Below are 18,808 nucleotides of genomic sequence, written 5' to 3'. Positions count from 1 at the left end.
AGCCGGCGTCAGGCGTACGTCTCCGGGTATGCCTCGGCGAGCAGGTCGGGCTGGTCGAGCAGGCGCTCGCGGACGGGGTCGATGACCTCGCTGATGGCCGCCGCGGCGGCCGGCTTGAGGTCAGCAGGATGGAGTTCGCCCGAGACGAAGTCCGATTCGAGCGGGTCGTAGCTGTCGTACGTCAGGTCGCCGCCGTACTCGTCGGGTCGCTCGACGACGAACGACTCGCCGCGCTCGTCGAGCACCGGAAACACGAGGAAGCGGAGGTACTCGAGGACGCCGTTGTCCTCCACCTCGCCGGCGGGGCAGTACGCCTGCTGTATCTTCTCGTCGACGGCGTCGGCGTCGTCGGTGAGGTTCACCTTCGAGGCGGCGTCGGAGGCGGACATCTTCCCGCCGGTGAGCCCGGACAGCAGCGGCGCGAACACGCAGGCCGGTTTCTCGTAGCCGTGGTCCGGGAGTATCTCGCGGGAGAGCATGTAGATGCCGCGCTGGTCGATGCCGCCGTAGGCGATGTCGGCGTCGAGCGCGCCGACGTCGAGGCTCTGCATCAAGGTGTAGATGAGCCCGCCGAGTTTCGGGTTGTCGGACTGGCGGACGACCTCCGAGCCAGCCCGCTGGGCGCGCGACAGCGTCGTCTCGGCCATCATCCGGTACAGTTCCAGCGTGTACGGCTCGGAAAGCTGGTAGTCGGTGCCGCGCACGAACTCGACCTGTTCGGGGTCGGCGCCGGCGGCGTCTATCATCCCGCGGATGGCCTCCCGATAGTAGGTCGAACGCGCGTCGAGCAACTCGAACGGCGACTTCTCGTCGTCGAGGTGGGCGTGCAGGTCCGCGATGAGCACCGTCACGTCCAAGTCGGCACGGAGGAAGTCGGCCAGTTTCCGCATCGTGGTGAAGTGGCCGATATGCATCTCCCCGGTCGGCGCGTAGCCGATGTAGGCGTGGGGCGTGTCCTCGCGTTCGAGCAGGTCGTGAATCTCCTCCTCGGTCACCACTTCCTCGGTGAACCGGGAGACGAGTTCGGCGCGCTCGGCCGTGTCCATACACGCGCTTTCCCGGTGAGCGGAATAAATCGTTCGTAAGGAGCGTGGTCGACCGAAGGGAGACCACGTCACGGTGAGCGGCGACCGGAGGGAGCCGCGAACAGCGTGGCCGAGCGACCGCAGGGAACGAGGCCACGTTATCGCGAGCGGGCCGGAGGCCCGCGAGCAGTGTGGTGGGCGCCACCACGGCCGGACCCACGGCTCCCCGGTCAGGTGAACACGTAGAACGGACCCTGTTCAGTCGAGGCGGTGGCTGAACACCGTCTCCGCGAGCGACTCCACCGTCTCCGTCTCGGGAGTAGTGGACTCGGTCTTGATCGGAACCGCCGGGACGCCGGTGTTCGTCGCGTCAGTGTACTGCGTCATTGGCTTCACTCCCCTCGAAACGACGGAGGGTGATAAAGTTAATGAACGATAATGTTAACCTTCTTCCGAAGTCTTTCAGGAATATTAGGACGGCACTCCGCGAGTCGGGAACAGGTAAGTTCGGGGGCGTCCGACGGTGTGTATGGACGCGGTTTCGACCGTACGCGACTACTACGACAGCCTCCGGGGAGGCGAGCCGCTGGCGCCGTACTTCCTCGACGGCGAGACGACGGTGAAGTTCGGCGTCGGCGAGCGGCTGACCGGCTACGACGAGGTGGCCGCCGGCCTTCGCGAGCAGACGGCCACCACGACGGACTGGACGGTCGAATCGACTCGCCTGCTCGTCGAGGAGCGCGGCGACCACGGCTGGTTCAGCGACGACGTGCGGATGGCGTGGACCGACACCGACGCGGAGGTGCGCCACGCGTTCGACACCCGGTGGTCGGGCGTGCTGACGCTGGTCGAGGGCGACTGGCGGTTCGGCACGATGCACGTCTCCGCCGCGGTCGACACGGAGGGGGACGGATAGTGGTCGGCCCCATCTCCTCGGAGGAGCGGTCGGCGTTCGCGCTGAAGGTGAAACTCGCGCTGACGGCCCTCGTCGCGGGGTCGGCGGGGCTCATCGCCGTCGCGGGCGACGCGTCGTTGCCTGTCGTCGCGGCCGCCGTCGTCGGCGGTGTAGTCGCGGGCGCGGCGCTCATCTGGTTCGTGTTCCCCGGGAGCGGCGAGACGAAACGGGGCGGAGGCGAGTCGACCCGCGACGGCGACGACCGTTTCGGGCGGTAGTGCCGCAACCGTGCCGGCGGTCGTGCGGCAACCGTGCCGGTAAACGTCGTATTGATTAGTCTTGACATAGCTATCGTAACCAATGGCACGAGCCGCAGTCGTCGGCGCCGGCATGACGAAGTTCGGCGTCCACGACACACCCCTGCAGGAACTGTTCGGCGAGGCCGCATTCGACGCCGTGGACGACGCCGGCGTCGAGATGCGCGACCTCGACGCCATCTACTTCGGCAACGCGATGAGCGGACAGGCCGAGAACGACACCCACCTCGGCCCGAAGGTCGCCTCGCATATCGGTGCCGCGGGGCTCCCTGTCCAGCGGTTCGAGGACGCCTGCGCCACCTCCGCGAACGCGTTCAAGAACGCGGTGCAGGCCGTCGAGGGCGGCACCCACGACGCCGTCCTCGTCGGCGGCGTCGAGCGGTGTACCCCCGAGACGGGGAAGGACACCCCCGAGATGACGCGCATCTTCGCGTCCGCCTCCCACCGGCAGTACGAACAGCCGGCCGGGCTGACGTTCCCCGGCGTGTTCGCCCTGCTGACGAAGCGACACATGCACGAGTACGGCACGACCGAGGAGCAACTCGCCTCGGTCGCCGTCAAGAACCACTCGCACGGCCGGCTCAACCCCCGGGCCCACTTCGGGAAGGAGACGACCGTCGAGGAGGTGCTCGACGGCCCAGTCGTCGCGGACCCGTTCCGGCTGATGGACTGCTGTCCGTTCTCCGACGGCGCCAGCGCGGTGGTCGTCGTCAGCGACGACCTCGCGGATTCGTACGACGCGCCGGTCGACGTGACCGGCATCGGCCACGCGACCGACGTGACGCCCATCGGCGACAAGGCGACGCCCCACGTGACGCAAGCGGCCCGCGACGCCGCGAGCGAGGCGTACGAGCAGGCGGGCATCACCGCCGACGACGTGGACTTCGCGGAGGTCCACGACTGCTTCACCGGCGCGGAGGTGATGGCCAGCGAGGCCATCGGCCTCGTCCCCGACGGCGAGGGCGGCACCTACGCGGCGGAGGGGCGTACGTCGCTGGGCGGCGACCGGCCCATCAACCCCTCGGGCGGCCTGAAGGCGAAGGGCCACCCCATCGGCGCGACGGGCACCGCACAGGTCGTCGAACTCACCGAACAGTTGCGCGGCACGGTCGGCGACCGACAGGTCGAGGGCGCCGACACCGCGGCGGCACACAACCTCGGCGGTGACGCGGCTACCACCGTCGTCAGCGTGATGGAGGCCCGCTCATGAGCGAGACACAGGAACTCCCGGAGACGCTCCGCTACAACGACTGGGCGCAGGCGGTCACGGAGGGCCGCCTGCTGGGACAGGAGTGTGCCGACTGCGGCAACGTCGAGGGCACCCCGAAAGGCGCCTGCTCGGCCTGCGGGTCGCGCGCGCTCGACACCGTCGAACTGCCGACGACCGGCGAGGTGTACACCGAGACGACCATCCAGGTGCCGCCGGTCCAGTTCGAGACGCGCGGCTACCAGGTCGTCGTCGTCGAGGTGGGCGAGGCCCGAGTGATGGGTCGCGTCGAGGACGGCGGCGTCGCCATCGGCGACGAGGTGACGCTGTCCGGCTACGTCGACACCGACGACGACCATCCCGGGCCGGTGTTTGAACCGACGTAAGCGGTCGCTTCAGGCGTGGCTTTCGAGGCGTTCCGCTAACCACACGGCGATGGGTCTGTCTTCCTCCTCGACGAACCGGACGACCTCCTCGCCGTCGATTTCGACGACCACCGTGGGGATGAGTTCGATGTCGTACGCCGCTACCCGCGGCCCGACCTTCGAGCCGTCGTCGTCTTTCTCGACGGGGTAGTGTTCGATGCGCTCGTCGGGGACGCCCGCGGCCTCAAGCGCCGCGCCGAAGTCCGGGAGTTGCTTGCGACAGTCCTTGCACCAGTCGCCGCCCCACACCTTGTACGTCGTCGAGTCGGGGAGCGCGGCCAGCGTCTCGACGCTCTCCTCGTAGGAGGGTGCGTCCCACGCCGGATTCGGCCGCATCGTCTCCAGGTCCATACCGGAGGCGGGGGCCGACGGCTCTTGAACCCGACGTTGCTCACAATTCCGCGCGGAGATGCTCGCGGAGGACGCGCCGGTGACACCGTTTGTTCTCGCCCTCGAAGCAGACGAGCGCCACGTCCTCGCCCGACGCGACCCGCGAGCGCAGGTCCGCGACGGCCGCCCGCGCGTCGGCATCGTCCGCCAGATACTCCCGGTAGCGTGCCTCGAAGTCGGTCTCCTCCCAGGCGGCGTTGTGCGCGCCCTCGTCGCACATGCCCGCGCGCTTCAGGTCCTCCTGTCGCCGTTTCGCCTCGTCCAGCAGGGCCTCGGGAGGGCCCAGCGCGGACACGTTCTCGTCGACCAGCGCCGAGAACCATCCCGTCGGCCGGCGGACGACGCCGACGAGCGTCCCTCCGCCGTCGTAGAGATCGTGCTGGAGTGCCGCGGCGTACGTCTCCTCGACGGTGCCGGTCATCGGCGGCCGTTCGTCGCGGAGAACCGAAAGGGTTCGGCAGGGTCTGCCGGTGTCCGCAGGCCCCTTACCGTCGGGGGGCTACTGGCGCGTGATGGACGAGAGCATCCTGGGGACCATCGGGTCACCGCTCGTCGAGGTCGAGTCGCCCCCGGGGAGTACGGTCGCCGCGAAGATAGAGTCGAAGAACCCGGGCGGGTCCGCCAAGGACCGCCCGGCGCTGGCGATGGTGGAGGCCGCCGAGGAGTCGGGCGACCTCGCGCCCGGCGACACCATCGTCGAACCCACCTCGGGCAACACCGGCATCGGCATCGCGATGGTCGCGGCCGCGAAGGGGTACGACGCCACCATCGTCATGCCGGCGTCGAAATCACCGGAGCGCAGACAGATAATGCAGGCGTACGGGGCCGACCTCGACCTCGTCGAGGGTGACATCTCCGACGCGAAGGACCGCGCGGACGAACTGGAACGCGAGGGCGACGCCGTCCAGCTCCGCCAGTTCGAGAACCCCGCGAACCCCGAGGCCCACTACCGGACGACCGGCGCCGAGATTCTGGAGCAGGTGGGCGACCGGACCGTCGACGCACTCGTCGCGGGAGTGGGCACCGGCGGCACCATCACCGGAACCGGCCGGCGTCTTCGCGAGGCGTTCCCCGACCTCGACGTCGTCGCCGTCGAACCCGAGGCCAGCGCCGTGCTCTCGGGCGAGGAACCGGACGCCGACACCTTCCAGGGGATGGGCCCGGGGTTCGTCTCCCCGAATCTCGACCGGGACCTCATCGACGACGTGGAGACCGTCGACATCGACGCCGCGGAAGCCGAGTGTCGCCGTCTCGCCCGGGAGGAGGGCATCCTCGTCGGCCAGTCGTCGGGCGGGTCGAACCTCGCGGCCAGACGCGTGGCCGACCGACTCGCGGACCGAGTGGACGACCCGCTCGTCGTCACGGTGTTCTGGGACTCCGGCGAGCGCTACATGTCCACGGGCATGTTCGACGCCGACGGCGAGTCGGACGACTGACCGCCGGCGGTGAGGTCGCGAACGAACAGCAGGGTTGCGACGTTCAAAAGCAGAGACAGCGGTGCGGTCACGAGCACTGCCACGGCCACGCCGACCGGCGGGGCGGCGAACGCCACCGACGACACCGGCACCGAGACGACGGCGGAGACGACGAGGTACGCGAGGAAGAACCCGACGACGCGGGCGTCGTTGGTCGCCAGCGACGCGGCCCGGCGGAGCGCCGGAACGAGTCGCTGGTCGTCCACCACCACGAGATACGGCGCCGTGTAGAACAGGTACGCGAGCACGACCAGCACCAGCACGGCGGCGACGACGGCGCCCATCCCCGCAAGCAGGGCCGCGCCGACGCCGATGACACCGGCGACGGCTTCCAGCAGGGAGAAGCCGACGAGCGGGCGGCCGTACGCTCGCACCGCGTTCACGAAGTCGTACTCGCCGTCGACGGCGGCGTCGATGCTCCCGAGATAGCCGGCCGCGAGCAGGCCGCCGACGACCGCGGAGACGACCAGCGAGACGGCGAACACAGGCACGTCGGCGAGCGTCGCGGGGCCGCCGACGCCGGACGGCTGGGCGTTGACGAACGACCACAGCGACGAGACCGCCCGGGGGAAGCCGAACGTGACGCTGAACATCCGGTCGGTGTTCGACAGCAGGCTCCGGAGACGAGCGACGTCGAGCAGGGAGACGACCAGCGGGACGGCCGCGAGCGGCCACACGCGCCCGGCGAGGTCGAACGCCCGGGCGGGTAAACTGTTGGAGGGCATGCGGGAGGTGGCTGACGCTCCCAGAGCAAAGTGGTTGCGTTCCGCTACGCGCCGAACTCGGATTCCGTCACGCGTACGCGGAGCGTGTCGGCCACCTCCCGCAGGTCGTAGTCGGGGAGCGTCTCGCCGGTCCGGGCCACGAACATCGGCTCGACGAGTTCGTCGTCCCCAGTGACGCCGTACACTTTCAGGAATCGTCCCGACTCCTCGGCGGCCACGTCGTCGTCGCGGATGGCGGCGGCCATCTCGCGGGAGAGCCACTCGGTCTCCGAGACGGACGGCTCGAGCACGAGCGCGGCGTCGACGAAGCGGACGAGATACCAGTTCAGGTCGTTCAGAAGCGACACCGCCGACCCGAGGCTGATGGTCTCGAGCGCGACGGTGTTGTCGTACGGTTCCGCGAGGTCGTAGGTGGCGAGCGCGTCGCGGGCCGTCTCGCGGGAGACGAGTTCGTACCGGAGGTTCACGTCGTCCGTGCCGACGAGACACACCCGCGTCATGTGGCCGGATGGAACCGCGCTCGGGAAAGCGGTTTCGCTTACAGCACCGGCCCGAGCAGTTGGGTGACCGCGCCCACGAGCACTATGAACCCACCTGCGACCGACAGCGCCTGCCCGGCAGGCCGCCACCAGCCCTCCGAGTAGAGTGCGGCGACGACGCCGAACGCGAACAGCAGCATGGCGATGGTCTCTATCTGCGCGTCGACGAAGGTGCCCGAGAACCGGAGGACGACGCCCAGCAGGACGCCCGTCACGCCCGGTCGCTCGTAGAGCACGTCTGTCGGCTCCATACCCGGTCGTCTCGGGTGTGAAACATAAAACGGGTGGTGCGACGGGCTTTTCCACCGTGGCCGCGGACCACCGGGCGATGTACCGGACCGTGACGCGCCTGCTGGGACTGACGCCGACCTACGAGGCGGTCGAGGGGCAGGTCGCCGCGGCGCCCGGCGACGTGACGGTCCTGGACCACACGGCCACCCCGCGGCGCACCGACGAAGGCACGCATATCGCGGTGAGGGTCCGGGTCCGCAACGACGGGACCCAGCCGCGAACCGTCCCCGTCCGCGTGCGGTTCTATCGAGCGCGGTGGCTCGGCCGCCGGGAAGCGGCGCTGGACCCCGTCTCCAGAGCCACCGACCGTCTCGCCCCGGGCGAGGTGGGGACGACCGACGTGGGACTCCGCACGAGCGGGGCGGTCTCGCGGTACGAGGTGCTGGTCGGGCACGACCGGTAGCGACGAAGCGTCGCCGCAGGCGCCGCCGGACGGCCGCGACCGCCCGGGTGGTGAAACCGCGGACTCAGAACGTCGAGAGGTCGCCCTCGATGACTGCCTCCGTGATGGCGGTCACGTCCGCGAGTTCGCGGTCGACGATGGCCTCGACCTCCGCGTCGATGTCGCCGACCGAGACGCCCTCCTCGGTGACCAGCGACACGTCCGCGACGTGGGGGTTGTCGATGGGCTGACCGATCTGGCTCAGCAGGCGGATCTGGAGTTCGCGGATGCCGTCGACCTCCTCGACGACGCTCTCGGCTATCTCGGTCGACAGCAGGTTGTAAATCTTCCCGATGTGGTTGACGGGGTTCTTGCCCGAGGTTGCCTCCATCGACATCGACCGGTTCGGGGTGATGAGCCCGTTCGCGCGGTTGCCCCGGCCCACGGAGCCGTCGTCGCCCTGCTCGGCGGACGTGCCGGTCGTCGTCAGGTAGATGGACCCCTCCTCGATGTCGTCGGCGGTGTTGACGTAGACGGTCACGTCGCGGTCGGTGTAGTCGGCCGCGAGGTCAGCGACGAACTCCCGGACGCTGGCGACCGCCTCCTCGTACTCGTCGAGGCCGTCGACGTACGCGTCGACGATGGCGGCCGCGACCGTCACGTCGATGTCGTCGCCCTCGCGTTTCCCCATCACCTTGATGTCCTGCCCGAGGTGGTCGCCCGGATACTCGGTTATCAGCCGGCGCTCGGCCTCGCGCACGATGGTTTCGGTCTCGGTCAGCGGGGCGTGGCCCACCCCGAACGAGGTATCGTTCGCCATCGGCACCTCCGCACCCTCCTCGCCGAACACGGTCTGGAGGTCGCCCGACCCCTCGCCGAGTTTCACGTCGACCACCACGTCGGTGTCGAGGTCGAGTTCGGGGAACCGTTCGCGGAGGTAGTCGCGGGCCGCCTCCAGCGCGATGCTCTCGGTCGGGATGCGGACGACCCCGTCGTCGGTCTCGTACGTCTTGGTCGCGCGTCCGACGACGAGGATGTAGATGGGCTCGACGACCTCGCCGCCGCCGAACGCGGGCGCGGCGGTGCCGGCGACCAGTTGCGTCTCGTCGGTGTTGAAGTGGAGGACGGTGCCGACCCGGTCGAGATACGCGCGGGCCAGCGCCCGGGAGACGTGTTCGGCGATACCGTCGCAGATGGAGTCCGGATGGCCGAGCCCCTTCCGCTCGACTATCTCGACCTCCTGGTCCTCGACCGCGCGGCCGACCATCGGCTCGACGCGAATATTGCGGTGAGTCATTGCCGGAGCTACCCGTGCGGCGGTTCTATAACTTACGGAAAGTATCTACCCCTGTAGGATAACCCACGCGCATCCGGCATCGCCGCGGGGAGCGGTCACTCGGCGAGTAGCAGACCGAGATACGAGGTTCGGATGCTCGTGTCGGGGTCCAGACCGAGCCGTTCCATGAGCGCGATTGCCTCGTCGCGGGCCGGTTCGATGTCGTCGGCTACCTCGCGTTCGACCTCGACGAACTCCCCGAGGTCGGTCACCGAGTCGAGCGTCACGGTGAATCCCTCAAAGTCGTAGCATTCCCGGTCCTTCTCGACGGTGGCGGCCGGTGTGAACCCGAGCCCCGCGACGATGGCCTCGGCCTCCTCCCCGTCCCCGACGGGCGTCTCGTGTTCCTCCCGGGTCTTCGACTCGCTGTCGAGGAGCGGCCCCTTGTAGGTTAGTTTCGCCGACACCTCGCCGTCGCGGTGCTCCCGACGGATTCGGAACGCCTCGTCAGTCTCCGCGAAGTCGCGGTGGGGGGCGTCGTAGTAGGTGTCGACCTGTCGGACCACGTCCGTCCGCTCGGCGCCGAGTTCCGCCAGCCGCGCCCGGACCGGGCCGTGGTCGGCCCGAACCTTCAGTTCTACCTCGTACACGCGCCTGACTGCGTGAGCGGCCGGGATAACGCTGGCGACCCGTGACGAGCGAAACGTGATTGTTAAGGGTGCGACGAGTGAGATGACGAGTATGAGCGACGAAGCCGATGAGGTCGAGGAGACCGAGGAAGCGGTGGACAGCGACGAGGAGACAGAAGCGGAGGAGACCGGACTGCAGGCCGGAGACTTCGTCCGCATCGCCTACACCGCCCGCACCGTCGACGGCGACCAGCTCGTCGACACCACCGACCCCGAGGTGGCCGAGGAGGAAGGCGTCGACGACCAGGGCACCTTCGAGCCGCGGGTCATCGTGCTCGGCGAGGGCCACCTGTTCGAAGCCGTCGAGGACGACATCATCGGCAACGAGCCGGGGCACTCCGGGAGCGTGACTATCGCCGCCGCCGAGGCGTTCGGCGAGTACGACGAGGAGAACGTCCGCACCGTCTCGAAGGACAAGATTCCGGAGGACTCCCGGCGCCCCGGCGCGCAGGTCCAGATAGACGGCGAGCAGGGCTACCTCGAGACCATCATCGGTGGCCGCGCCCGCGTCGACTTCAACCACCCGCTCGCGGGCGAGGACATCGAGTACGACTACGAGATACTCGAGGAGGTCGACGACCAGCTCGAACAGGCCGAGGGGATGCTCAACATGTTCCTCGACATGGACCTCGAGATGCACATCGAGGAGGAGGAGGTCGAGGAGACCCGCGTCGAGGAGCCCGACGAGGACGACGAGGACGCCGAACCCGAGACGGTCACCGAGACGGTCGAGAAGACCTCGCTGTACGTCGAAGCAACCCCGCAGCTGTCGATGAACCAGCAGTGGATGTTCCAGAAGCAGCAGATCGCCCAGCAGATCATCGACAAGACCGGCATCGACCGGATCGTCATCCAGGAGATCCTCGACGGCCAGGGGATGGGGATGGGCATGGGCGGCATGATGGGCGGCATGGGCGGCGGTGCGCCCGGCGGCGCCGAAGGAGCGGACATCGAGGAGGCGCTCGAGGAGGCCGACATCGACGCCGACGAGATCGTCGACGAGATCGAGGAGTAGACCACCCACTTTTCCCCCGCGGCGCCCAGCGCCACCAGCGGTCAGCGTGGCGAACCCACCAGAGGGGTCCCGGATGCGTCGGCTCGCGGGACCAGTCGGTGAACGCTGCCCCTGCCGCGGGAAGGATGGCGTTTCGATAGCCACAGCAGGCGGAGTAGCGAGGTCAAACCGCCACGGGTTCGAACTGGTAATCTCCCCCGCGTCGAGATGGACGTTCTGAACGATCTACGCGGCTTATCCCCGTCGGGCTCCTCTACGTATCGGTGATTACAATGGCACAAGAACTACGACAGGAGCCGCAGAGTCTCGAACAGAGCGGGACTGTGCGGGACGGCTGGGCGTGGCAACACGGCGTGCAGGCGGGTCTGGTCGGCGGTCTCGTGATGGGCGTGCTGTTCTCGCTGCTGATGCCGCCCGTCATCGAGTCCGGGATTCCGGCGCTCGTCGGGCTGTCCGGCGGCATCGCCGGCTGGTTCGTCCACATGTCGATCAGCGCGGTGTTCGGCGTCGCGTTCGTCGCGGCGTTGACGCACCCCCGGCTCGCAGCCGTCGGGACGTCACCGGCCGGCGTGGTCGGCCTCGGCCTCGCGTACGGCGTGGTCCTCTGGGTCGTCGCCGCCGGCGTCGTCATGCCGCTGTGGCTGTCGGCCGTCGGCTTCCCCAGCCCGCCGCCCCTGCCGAACCTCGGACTGATGGGCCTGCTCACGCATCTCGCGTTCGGGCTGTTCCTCGGTGCGAGCTACGAGTACCTGCGGTAGACCCGCAGGATGGCTCGGTGATTTCTACCCCCAGGTTTTCCACGATAGTCGGCGGATTCACACGGTTGTAGACCCAGTCACGCTGTTCACGGGAGCAGGCCAAGCGAAAGGGACAATCGTGGCTACGCGATGTCGCGGGAGGTGTCGATGGCGACCTCCTCGGCGAGTTCGAGTTTGATGACGTCCGGGATGGCCCGGCCGCCGCGGAACTTCGGCACCGTCAGCCGGTTCTCGACGCGGTCGCCGTTCACCTCGGTGTCGAGGTCGAACACGATGTCGGCCATGTGGAGCGTCGTGTCCCGCAGGGGTGGGACGCCGTTGCCGTTCAGACAGTGGAGCAGGGCGACCGACCCGGTGTTGTAGATGTGGTTCTGCAGTTCGTTCATGAAGTTGCGGAACCGTGGCCCCTCCTGTCGTTCGAGGATGTCCAGCGGGTCGACGATGAGGTTCGACTCCTCGGGGAGCGCGGAGACGAGTTTCGCCGCGTTGTCCAGCGGCGCTTCCCCCGCTACGTCCCGGACCGTCGGGTCGCCCGTCTGCGCCGGCGAGCGGTCGATGGACGAGGAGACCGCATCACCGGTGCGATCCAACGAGAGATACAGCGTCCCGCGGGTCGCAGTGAGTTCGTAGAGGAACAGTTCGGCCTGGCTGGCAGGGTCCGCCGTGAGTGCGACGATACTGCCGGCCGGGATGCCGCCCTCGAGCTTCCGGTCGAGGACGTCGATACCCGTCCGTAACCGTTCCACCATCGTCCGTACTCAACGCCCCGAGAAGGATAAACGTTCTGTCAATACAGCGAAGCTATCCCGAAAACGTCCGGGAACAACCCGTGGCCTCGGAGTCAGGTGTCCGCCATGGAGCGTCGAGGCCCCGGGCGACGGCCCGCCACCGCGGCCGGTCGTCAACCGTCGGCACCGCGACGGGCGTCGGCCACTCCGCCGGCACGTCGACGGCCGGGACGGCTGACGCCTCGTTGAACACCACCCGGCGTGGCGGCGCGTCGAGTCGTCGTGCGAGCACCCCAGCCTTCACCGCGTCCGCGAGCGCCTGCCGAGTGGCGCGGGTGACGAGCACGCTCCCTGTCGCCGCGCGCAACGCCAGACCGTGCGTTCGGCCGGCTCCCGCCGGACAGTCGACGACGACCGGTCGGTCGAGCGCCGCGAGCCGGTCGAGCAGACCCGCGAGGGCATCCACGTCGGCCCCCGGGGAAGCACCGACGAGAGTGACGCCCGCGACCTGCGGCGCCGTCGCGAACGGGTCACCGTCGGCGAGCCCCGTGAGACACCGGCGCTCGACGCCAGCGACTGCCGCGAGATCCGGCAGGTCGAGGTCAGCGTCGACGACCACCGGCTCCCGCCCGTCGCGTGCGGCCGCGACCGCGAGCCCCATCGCCGTCGTCGTCTTGCCGACGCCGCCCTTCCCACCGGTGACTGCGAGCATACGCCGGGTGGACGCCTCATCGTACCTGAACGTTCGGGGGGTCGTGACCCGGCAGTGTACGGCGTCAGCGTTCCGCACGGGGCGGCCCGGTCGGGAGATTCAAGGCGAGGCGGACCACGGTATCCACCGATGCGGCACGACCACGTCATCAGCGCCAGACACCTGTCGCGGGCGGACATCGAGGCGGTGCTCGACCGCGCCGCCGAGATGGACCGCGACCCCGCGGCGTTCCGGGAGGCTCACCCGGACGCGCTGCTCGCGCTCTGCTTCTTCGAGCCGAGCACGCGCACCAAGATGAGCTTCGACACCGCCATCAAGCGGCTCGGTGGCGACTCCGTCGACATGGGACCGGTCGACTCCTCGTCGGTCAAGAAAGGCGAGTCGCTCGCGGACACGATGCGCGTCGTCGAGGGGTACGCCGACGGCATCGTCCTCCGCCACCCCAGCGAGGGCGCCGCGAAACTCGCCGCCGAGTTCGTCGACGTACCCGTCATCAACGCGGGCGACGGCGCGGGCCAGCATCCGACCCAGACCTTGCTCGACCTCTACACCATCCGGGAGAACGCCGGCCTGGACGACATCACCGTCGGCATCATGGGCGACCTGAAGTACGGGCGGACGGTCCACTCGCTGGCGGAGGCGCTCACGAACTTCGACGCGCGCCAGCATTTCATCAGCCCCGAGAGCCTCCGACTCCCGCGGAACGTCCGGTTCGACCTCCACGAGTCGGGCGCGGACGTCCACGAGCACCGGACCGTCGAGAGCGTGCTCGACACGCTCGACGTGCTGTACGTGACGCGCATCCAGCGCGAGCGGTTCCCCGACGAGAACGAGTACCGGAAGGTCGCCGGCGAGTACAACATCGACGCCGACCTGCTCGCGGGCGCGAAAGACGACCTGACGGTGATGCACCCGCTTCCGCGCGTCGACGAGATAGCGCCCGACGTGGACGCGACCGACCACGCGAACTACTTCGAACAGGCACACAACGGCGTCCCGGTTCGGATGGCCCTGCTCGACGAACTGCTATGACAGAGACAGAACTCCGCGTCTCGAAGATAGAGGACGGCACAGTCATCGACCACGTTCCCGGCGGACAGGCGCTCAACGTGCTCGCCATCCTCGGCATCGACGGCACCGGCGGCGAAGAGGTGTCGGTCGGCATGAACGTCCCCTCCGGGCAGTTGGGCCGCAAGGACATCGTGAAGGTCGAAGGGCGGGAACTCTCCCAGGAGGAGGTCGACGTCCTCTCGCTCATCGCGCCGCGGGCGACCATCAACATCGTCCGCGACTACGAGGTGGTCGAGAAACTCCGCGTCGAGCGCCCCGACCGCGTCGTCGGCGTGCTGTCGTGCCCGAACGCCAACTGCATCACCACCGGCGACGAGCCCATCGAGTCGACGTTCGACGTGTTAGACGACGGCGTGCGCTGTGCGTACTGCGACACCATCGTCCGCGAAGACATCGCCGCCCTCATCGAAGTCTGACCCACCGGAACATCTTTGCCGTCGGCCATCGACAACCTACGTGATGTCGAAGAAAGCCCTGTTCGTGGTCCTGCTCGCGGTCGTCGCCATCGCGTACGTGGCGCGCCGCTGAATCATCCTCAACCACCCCCTTCCGAACCACTTACCCCGACAGCGGCGCAACGGCCCCCATGGAGTACGGGGTCGTCACGCGCAACGCCGAGGAGACCGAGCTACCCGAGTTCGACCGCGCGTTCTACGAGGTGAAGGACGTGTCGGGGCGGGCGAACGAGCCGCTCGAAAGCGCCGTGAACATGGTCTCCTGTTTCGGTGACAACGCCGCGGCCGAGGAGACGCCCGAGCTAGTCCCCGTCACCCCCGAGGGACAGCAGGCGACCCGCGACCGCACCTACTTCGACTGGGCGTACGTCTGCCCGACGCACGACGACTACCGCGCGGGCCTGCTGGAGATAATCGAGGACTGCGCCGAGGCGAACGGGGACGTGCGACTCGACGACGTGGGGTTTCCCCGCCCGGAGTACTGCTACTGCGACCGCTGTAACCGCCGGTTCGAGGAGTGGGTGGAGGCCCGCCACGAGCGCGGCGAGGGCCCCCCACCCGAGGAGACGACCAGCGAGGACCGCTACGCGTGGCGTGCGTCCGTCGTGACCGAGTTCGTGGCGGAGGCTGTCGACCGGATTCCCGGTCGGACGTTCTTCACCCTCTACCCGGACCCGTACGGCGACCACCTCTACGAGCGGGCCGGTCTCGACCTGGATGCGCTGGAGTCGCTGGTCGACGAGTTCGTCGTCCCGCTGTACGACACCCACTACGGGACGACGTACTGGCTGGAGACCATCGCACGCGGGTTCGTCGACCGCCTCGACACGCCCGTCTCCGTCGAGTTGTACGCGGTCGAGGTGGATATCGACGACCTCGTGCACGCGACGGAGGTGGCCGGCGAGTACGCCGAGCGCGTCCTGTTCGGCTACGACGCCTCGAACGCGGTGGCGGCGCTCCGACGGAGGGACGCCGAGTCCCGCGAGGGCGTCACCTGGTGAGCACGCGGTCACGCCACGCGCGGATGTCGGCGCGGTCGCGGGTATCCTCCGGGAGGTCGGCGAACCAGCGCGCCTCGCTTATCTCGCCGTCCGGGTCCGACACCTCCGGGTCGGTCGTCCGCGCCGCCGCCGCGAACACCGGCAGGACGCCCCACGTCTCGTGGTCCGCGGCACGTACGTCGACCCGCCCCAGCATCCCGAGCCCGTCGTACTCGACGTCGACGCCCGCCTCCTCCGCGAGTTCCCGCTCGGCGGCCTCGCGGAACGTCTCGCCGTCGTCGATGCCGCCGCCGGGGAGCACCCACATGTCGACCCCCTCGTGGCGGACGAGCAGGAGTTCGCCCGACGGCTTGTAGACGAGCGTGTGGGCCCCGTAGGGGGCGCCCGTCCGCGTGATGCGCTCCGCGAGCGTGCGGAACCGCCGGCGCGAGACACGCTTCGTGTACGCCGGTTCGAGGTCGGGGTCGTGCCGGGAGGCGAGCCGGTGGCGTGCCTGCTCGGCCTGCTGGCGTGCCTCGTCCGCGAGATACCACAGCCGGTCGAGCGTCATGCCCGCCCGGAAGAGGAGAGCGGCCACCGCCCGCGGTGCGTATGAGAGTTCATGCGAGCCGATAGGGGGTGCCCTCGCAATAAGCCTTTGACCCGCTGAATCCGGGCGGGAGCCGAAAGCGACGGGCTTTTGGCTCGGTCGGAAGTACCCGGAGACATGAGCTTCGAAGAAGGCGACTCGGTCGTCCTGCACGACGAGCACAGCGAGTTCGACGGCGAGGTCGGCACCGTCGAGACCGTCTCGGAGACGATGTTCGGCGACGAACAGTACGTCATCTCCTTCGAGGGCGGCCAGGAAGCCGGCATCTCGGAGGACGCGCTGGAAGCCGCGGACGAAACCGACGAGTAACGCCGTGAGTTCGGTCCCGTTCCACTACGTCGACCTACGTGCCTTCTGTTACGCGACGGAGGACGACAAGCGCGTCGCGGACGCGCTCCGCACGTTCCTCCCCGAGGAGACGGAACTGGAGCGGGCCGAAAGCGAGGGGTTTCACGGCGACCGAATCCTCGTGCTGTCGGCGCGATTGGAGCGGGCCGACGACGTGCGCCACGTCCTCGCGAGACTCGACGAACTCGACGACATCGACACCGTGCTCGAGGAACTCGACCAGCGCGTCGACGACGACTGCACCTTCTTCCTCACGCTCGACAAGCAGGCCGCGTTCCGCGGACAGGTGAAACGGGGCGACGGCATCACCCTCCGCGCGAAGGTGGAGGCGTACCCCGCGAAGAAGGACGCGGCCGTCGAGAACGTCCGCGAGGCGTTCGCCGAGTTGCGGGAGTAAGCGTCCGGCCGAGCGATGCGTCTCCTCGCTTGCGCTCGGAGAACGCATGCGCGGGACCGGATTTGAACCGGCGGACTCCTACGAGACAGCGTCCTAAGCGCTGCGCCGTTTCCTGGCTTGGCTACCCGCGCGCATTCCGGAATCCGGCCGAGGGCGACAAGAACCTGACGCTATTCGAGCCGCGACCGTATCGCGTCGACCAGTCCCCTGCCGTCGAACGACAGGTCCTCCAGCAGTTCCACCTCGTCGCCGACCGACACGTCGCCCTCCTCGATTACGTCCGCACAGATGCCACCCCGACCCTTCAGCGCGCTCATCACTCCCGTCTCGCCCGCGAGTTGTTCGACGTGGCGACACGGCGGGCGTCGGCGCGTGCCCTCGAACACAGCGTCCCCGACGCGGAACCGCGCGTTCACGAGCGCGTCGAGGTCCGCCCCTGCGAGGACGACGTTCCGCCGGTGTCGCCCGTCGGAGAGGTCGATGCCGGTGGCCTCCCGGATAGCGTCGACGTCCTCCCGGGCGATGAACGTCACCTCACAGACGTCCATCGGGGAGTAGTAGCCCGTCCCCTCGAAGTAGCGGTCCCCCTCGATGCCCCCCGGGAGCGCGTGAACGCGGTCGACGGACTCCATCGTGGCGGAGCCCTCGGGGGCCGTCCAGATGCGGTCGACGCGGCCGGTCATGGGTCGGCTACGGGCCGTGCCCGAATAAACCCCGCCGAGCGTGGCAGTTAAGCGGCCGCCGGCCGAACTTCGACCGTGTACCGCGCGAGCGACGAGGTGGAAAACGAGGACTGGCTGGCGACGCTCGACGAGGCCGCCGAACGGCTGGACCTCTCGACGGCGGCGCGCTCGCGGGCCGCGGACCTGTTCCTTTCCACGGTACCCGAGTCCGAACGGTCGAAACAGCCGGTGCTGGCGGCGGCGATATACGTCGCCACCCTGACCGCCGGCGAGAGCCGTTCGCAGAGCGACGTGGCCGACGCCGTCGGTGTCTCCCGGCTCTCCGTCCAAAAGCGGTGGAAGGACCTGATGGCGGAGGCCGGGTTAGAACCCCCGTCGTGGTGAGATAGCGCCCGACGCTCCGCGACGCGCTCGCTATTCGGAGACCTCGCTCTGCTCGGCCTCCCGGCCTTCCCGCTCGGGGGTGACGTTCCCGTGTTCGTCGATTTCGCCGTTGACGATGCGCGTCGAGGAGATGATACCGCCGTCCTCCGCACGGACGTGCTCGACGACTTCGATTTCCAGGGGGTCGAGCCCCTTCTCCTCGCGGATGTCGTTGACGGTCCGTGCGCCGTCGACCGTCTCGGGCGAGACGATGAGTACGTCGAACCCCGGTTCGGTGGCGATGCCGGTCGGCTCGTCGAGCCGTCGTACCTCGAACTCGTGGTCGCCAGCGAGTGCGGCGAGTTCCGCCTCGAGGTCCCGCTTGCGCTCGTCGAAGGGGCGGACGTACCGGTCCTCGTTGCGGGTCTTCGGCGCGAGCACGTCGCTGGTAAGACCGACAGTCACGTCCCCGAGTTCGAACGCGCGCTCGAACAGCGCGCGGTGTCCGTCGTGGACCGGGTCGAACGTCCCGCCCAACACGACCTGCATGGCTACCGACAGGGCGGGGGCTCGTAAAGTGGTGTCGCTAGTCGTCGCCGCCCGCTTCTACCTCTATCGACACCGGCCCCTCCGTCGATTCGCTCTCCGTACGCTCGCCGAGCAGGAACTCGTCGAGGTTGAACACGGTGTTGAGTTCCCCCTGTACGTCCTCGACGATGTCGCCCACGAGGTCGGCGGGCGCGATGGCCTCGTACTCGTAGGGGTTGTTCCCGGCGCCGGCGGCCTGTCGCTTGTGGCGATGGACCCGCTCGTCGTCGGTGAGTTCCGCCAGTGCTTCTCTGACCGTGCTCGGATACAGCCCCGTCCCCTCCGCGACCTCCTCGCTCGTGCTGTTCGGGTTCTCGCGGAGGAACACGTAGATGCGCGCTCGCGTCTCCGTGTCCAGCACCCACGCGAGCAGGTCCACGACGCGCTGGTCGAGGTCCTCGGCGCGCTCCTCGAGTCGCTCCCGTACGTCCTCCGATGAGTCGTCTGCAGACATGCGTCCTCTC

Annotated in this window: 29 protein-coding genes and 1 tRNA gene; 14 read left to right on the top strand and 16 right to left on the bottom strand. The window is 68.7% G+C overall.

Annotation, left to right across the window (positions count from 1 at the left end):
- Window positions 1–8: 8 nt before the first annotated feature.
- Both NL112_RS14415 and NL112_RS14410 read right to left on the bottom strand, forming a co-directional pair.
- Window positions 9–1,046, bottom strand: coding sequence for a tyrosine--tRNA ligase (locus NL112_RS14415; protein WP_255149544.1), 1,038 nt, complete (start codon window positions 1,044–1,046; stop codon window positions 9–11).
- Between the two features lie 237 nt (window positions 1,047–1,283).
- Window positions 1,284–1,412 carry a hypothetical protein gene (locus NL112_RS14410; protein WP_255149543.1) on the bottom strand — a complete coding sequence of 43 codons (129 nt, stop codon included), beginning with the start codon at window positions 1,410–1,412 and terminating at the stop codon, window positions 1,284–1,286.
- A gap of 142 nt (window positions 1,413–1,554) precedes the next feature.
- On the opposite strand from NL112_RS14410, the gene NL112_RS14405 reads away from it, so the two are divergent.
- The 4 genes from NL112_RS14405 to NL112_RS14390 all read left to right on the top strand — a co-directional run bounded on the left by NL112_RS14405 (window position 1,555) and on the right by NL112_RS14390 (window position 3,830).
- Window positions 1,555–1,941 (top strand): nuclear transport factor 2 family protein, encoded by a 387-nt coding sequence (locus tag NL112_RS14405; RefSeq protein WP_255149542.1) that lies wholly within the window; start codon window positions 1,555–1,557, stop codon window positions 1,939–1,941.
- Window positions 1,941–2,198 (top strand): DUF8527 family protein, encoded by a 258-nt coding sequence (locus tag NL112_RS14400; RefSeq protein ID WP_255149541.1) that lies wholly within the window; start codon window positions 1,941–1,943, stop codon window positions 2,196–2,198. Before NL112_RS14405 ends, NL112_RS14400 begins: the two co-directional genes overlap by 1 nt.
- A gap of 82 nt (window positions 2,199–2,280) precedes the next feature.
- Complete coding sequence (locus NL112_RS14395) at window positions 2,281–3,447, top strand: thiolase C-terminal domain-containing protein (RefSeq protein ID WP_255149540.1); 1,167 nt, start codon at window positions 2,281–2,283, stop codon at window positions 3,445–3,447.
- Complete coding sequence (locus tag NL112_RS14390; protein ID WP_255149539.1) at window positions 3,444–3,830, top strand: Zn-ribbon domain-containing OB-fold protein; 387 nt, start codon at window positions 3,444–3,446, stop codon at window positions 3,828–3,830. Before NL112_RS14395 ends, NL112_RS14390 begins: the two co-directional genes overlap by 4 nt.
- Window positions 3,831–3,839: 9 nt before the next feature.
- Here the strand turns inward: NL112_RS14390 and NL112_RS14385 are convergent, their stop codons facing one another.
- Together NL112_RS14385 and NL112_RS14380 are read right to left on the bottom strand one after the other, a co-directional pair.
- Entirely contained in the window at window positions 3,840–4,220 is a 381-nt protein-coding gene (locus NL112_RS14385) for a thioredoxin (protein WP_255149538.1), read from the bottom strand.
- A 40-nt stretch (window positions 4,221–4,260) separates the two neighbouring features.
- Window positions 4,261–4,680, bottom strand: coding sequence for a DUF488 family protein, N3 subclade (locus tag NL112_RS14380; protein WP_255149537.1), 420 nt, complete (start codon window positions 4,678–4,680; stop codon window positions 4,261–4,263).
- Between the two features lie 91 nt (window positions 4,681–4,771).
- On the opposite strand from NL112_RS14380, the gene NL112_RS14375 reads away from it, so the two are divergent.
- Entirely contained in the window at window positions 4,772–5,695 is a 924-nt protein-coding gene (locus NL112_RS14375; RefSeq protein WP_255149536.1) for a PLP-dependent cysteine synthase family protein, read from the top strand.
- Here the strand turns inward: NL112_RS14375 and NL112_RS14370 are convergent.
- From NL112_RS14370 to NL112_RS14360, 3 genes are read right to left on the bottom strand one after another with little or no spacing between them, the layout of a single operon-like run.
- Window positions 5,647–6,459 carry a hypothetical protein gene (locus NL112_RS14370; RefSeq protein WP_255149535.1) on the bottom strand — a complete coding sequence of 271 codons (813 nt, stop codon included), beginning with the start codon at window positions 6,457–6,459 and terminating at the stop codon, window positions 5,647–5,649. The two genes, NL112_RS14375 and NL112_RS14370, sit on opposite strands and share 49 nt — an antisense overlap.
- Window positions 6,460–6,503: 44 nt before the next feature.
- Window positions 6,504–6,959: a DUF5804 family protein gene (locus tag NL112_RS14365; RefSeq protein WP_255149534.1), complete on the bottom strand. Its 456-nt coding sequence runs from the start codon at window positions 6,957–6,959 to the stop codon at window positions 6,504–6,506.
- Between the two features lie 38 nt (window positions 6,960–6,997).
- A complete protein-coding gene (locus NL112_RS14360; protein ID WP_255149533.1) occupies window positions 6,998–7,249 on the bottom strand; it encodes a hypothetical protein in 252 nt (83 codons plus the stop codon).
- Window positions 7,250–7,326: 77 nt separating this feature from the next.
- Between NL112_RS14360 and NL112_RS14355 the strand changes: the two genes are divergently transcribed.
- Complete coding sequence (locus NL112_RS14355; RefSeq protein WP_255149532.1) at window positions 7,327–7,692, top strand: hypothetical protein; 366 nt, start codon at window positions 7,327–7,329, stop codon at window positions 7,690–7,692.
- Between the two features lie 64 nt (window positions 7,693–7,756).
- Here NL112_RS14355 and NL112_RS14350 read toward each other — a convergent pair whose 3' ends face one another.
- Window positions 7,757–8,968 (bottom strand): methionine adenosyltransferase, encoded by a 1,212-nt coding sequence (locus NL112_RS14350; protein WP_255149531.1) that lies wholly within the window; start codon window positions 8,966–8,968, stop codon window positions 7,757–7,759.
- Window positions 8,969–9,063: 95 nt separating this feature from the next.
- Window positions 9,064–9,597 carry a class IV adenylate cyclase gene (cyaB, locus tag NL112_RS14345; protein WP_255149530.1) on the bottom strand — a complete coding sequence of 178 codons (534 nt, stop codon included), beginning with the start codon at window positions 9,595–9,597 and terminating at the stop codon, window positions 9,064–9,066.
- Between the two features lie 91 nt (window positions 9,598–9,688).
- Here cyaB and NL112_RS14340 point away from each other — a divergent pair, with 91 nt between their 5' ends.
- The gene (locus tag NL112_RS14340; RefSeq protein ID WP_255149529.1) at window positions 9,689–10,651 is read left to right on the top strand and encodes an FKBP-type peptidyl-prolyl cis-trans isomerase; all 963 of its coding nucleotides are present in this window, start codon (window positions 9,689–9,691) and stop codon (window positions 10,649–10,651) included.
- Window positions 10,652–10,923: 272 nt separating this feature from the next.
- Complete coding sequence (locus tag NL112_RS14335; protein ID WP_255149528.1) at window positions 10,924–11,409, top strand: histidine kinase; 486 nt, start codon at window positions 10,924–10,926, stop codon at window positions 11,407–11,409.
- A 122-nt stretch (window positions 11,410–11,531) separates the two neighbouring features.
- Here the strand turns inward: NL112_RS14335 and NL112_RS14330 are convergent, their stop codons facing one another.
- Window positions 11,532–12,158, bottom strand: coding sequence for an RAD55 family ATPase (locus NL112_RS14330; protein WP_255149527.1), 627 nt, complete (start codon window positions 12,156–12,158; stop codon window positions 11,532–11,534).
- A 52-nt stretch (window positions 12,159–12,210) separates the two neighbouring features.
- Window positions 12,211–12,849: a MinD/ParA family ATP-binding protein gene (locus NL112_RS14325; RefSeq protein WP_255149526.1), complete on the bottom strand. Its 639-nt coding sequence runs from the start codon at window positions 12,847–12,849 to the stop codon at window positions 12,211–12,213.
- Between the two features lie 129 nt (window positions 12,850–12,978).
- Between NL112_RS14325 and pyrB the strand changes: the two genes are divergently transcribed.
- From pyrB to NL112_RS14310, 3 genes are all read left to right on the top strand, one after another.
- On the top strand, window positions 12,979–13,881 hold the full coding sequence (gene pyrB / locus NL112_RS14320) for an aspartate carbamoyltransferase (RefSeq protein ID WP_255149525.1): 903 nt from the start codon (window positions 12,979–12,981) through the stop codon (window positions 13,879–13,881).
- Window positions 13,878–14,336: an aspartate carbamoyltransferase regulatory subunit gene (gene pyrI / locus NL112_RS14315; protein ID WP_255149524.1), complete on the top strand. Its 459-nt coding sequence runs from the start codon at window positions 13,878–13,880 to the stop codon at window positions 14,334–14,336. The genes pyrB and pyrI overlap by 4 nt, the downstream gene beginning before the upstream one ends.
- Before the next feature lie 170 nt (window positions 14,337–14,506).
- On the top strand, window positions 14,507–15,376 hold the full coding sequence (locus NL112_RS14310) for an alpha-amylase family protein (RefSeq protein ID WP_255149523.1): 870 nt from the start codon (window positions 14,507–14,509) through the stop codon (window positions 15,374–15,376).
- Here the strand turns inward: NL112_RS14310 and NL112_RS14305 are convergent.
- Window positions 15,366–15,926, bottom strand: coding sequence for an NUDIX domain-containing protein (locus NL112_RS14305; RefSeq protein WP_255152607.1), 561 nt, complete (start codon window positions 15,924–15,926; stop codon window positions 15,366–15,368). The genes NL112_RS14310 and NL112_RS14305 overlap by 11 nt on opposite strands.
- 156 nt (window positions 15,927–16,082) lie before the next feature.
- Here NL112_RS14305 and NL112_RS14300 point away from each other — a divergent pair, with 156 nt between their 5' ends.
- Together NL112_RS14300 and NL112_RS14295 are read left to right on the top strand one after the other, a co-directional pair.
- Window positions 16,083–16,274 (top strand): DUF1918 domain-containing protein, encoded by a 192-nt coding sequence (locus NL112_RS14300; RefSeq protein ID WP_255149522.1) that lies wholly within the window; start codon window positions 16,083–16,085, stop codon window positions 16,272–16,274.
- Window positions 16,275–16,278: 4 nt separating this feature from the next.
- Window positions 16,279–16,710 carry an RNA-binding protein gene (locus NL112_RS14295; RefSeq protein WP_255149521.1) on the top strand — a complete coding sequence of 144 codons (432 nt, stop codon included), beginning with the start codon at window positions 16,279–16,281 and terminating at the stop codon, window positions 16,708–16,710.
- 47 nt (window positions 16,711–16,757) lie between these two features.
- Here NL112_RS14295 and NL112_RS14290 read toward each other — a convergent pair.
- Together NL112_RS14290 and NL112_RS14285 are read right to left on the bottom strand one after the other, a co-directional pair.
- Window positions 16,758–16,841: transfer RNA gene (locus tag NL112_RS14290), tRNA-Leu, on the bottom strand.
- Between the two features lie 39 nt (window positions 16,842–16,880).
- On the bottom strand, window positions 16,881–17,393 hold the full coding sequence (locus NL112_RS14285; protein ID WP_255149520.1) for an MOSC domain-containing protein: 513 nt from the start codon (window positions 17,391–17,393) through the stop codon (window positions 16,881–16,883).
- A gap of 75 nt (window positions 17,394–17,468) precedes the next feature.
- On the opposite strand from NL112_RS14285, the gene NL112_RS14280 reads away from it, so the two are divergent.
- Window positions 17,469–17,777 (top strand): transcription initiation factor IIB family protein, encoded by a 309-nt coding sequence (locus NL112_RS14280; RefSeq protein ID WP_255149519.1) that lies wholly within the window; start codon window positions 17,469–17,471, stop codon window positions 17,775–17,777.
- A 30-nt stretch (window positions 17,778–17,807) separates the two neighbouring features.
- Here NL112_RS14280 and NL112_RS14275 read toward each other — a convergent pair whose 3' ends face one another.
- On the bottom strand, window positions 17,808–18,305 hold the full coding sequence (locus NL112_RS14275) for a phosphopantetheine adenylyltransferase (RefSeq protein WP_255149518.1): 498 nt from the start codon (window positions 18,303–18,305) through the stop codon (window positions 17,808–17,810).
- A gap of 37 nt (window positions 18,306–18,342) precedes the next feature.
- Window positions 18,343–18,798 carry a winged helix-turn-helix domain-containing protein gene (locus NL112_RS14270; RefSeq protein WP_255149517.1) on the bottom strand — a complete coding sequence of 152 codons (456 nt, stop codon included), beginning with the start codon at window positions 18,796–18,798 and terminating at the stop codon, window positions 18,343–18,345.
- Window positions 18,799–18,808: the final 10 nt, after the last annotated feature.

The organism is Halorarius halobius, from assembly GCF_024298865.1.
Lineage (GTDB): Archaea > Halobacteriota > Halobacteria > Halobacteriales > Haloarculaceae > Halorarius > Halorarius halobius.
This window is presented reverse-complemented; position numbering and strand designations above follow the sequence as displayed.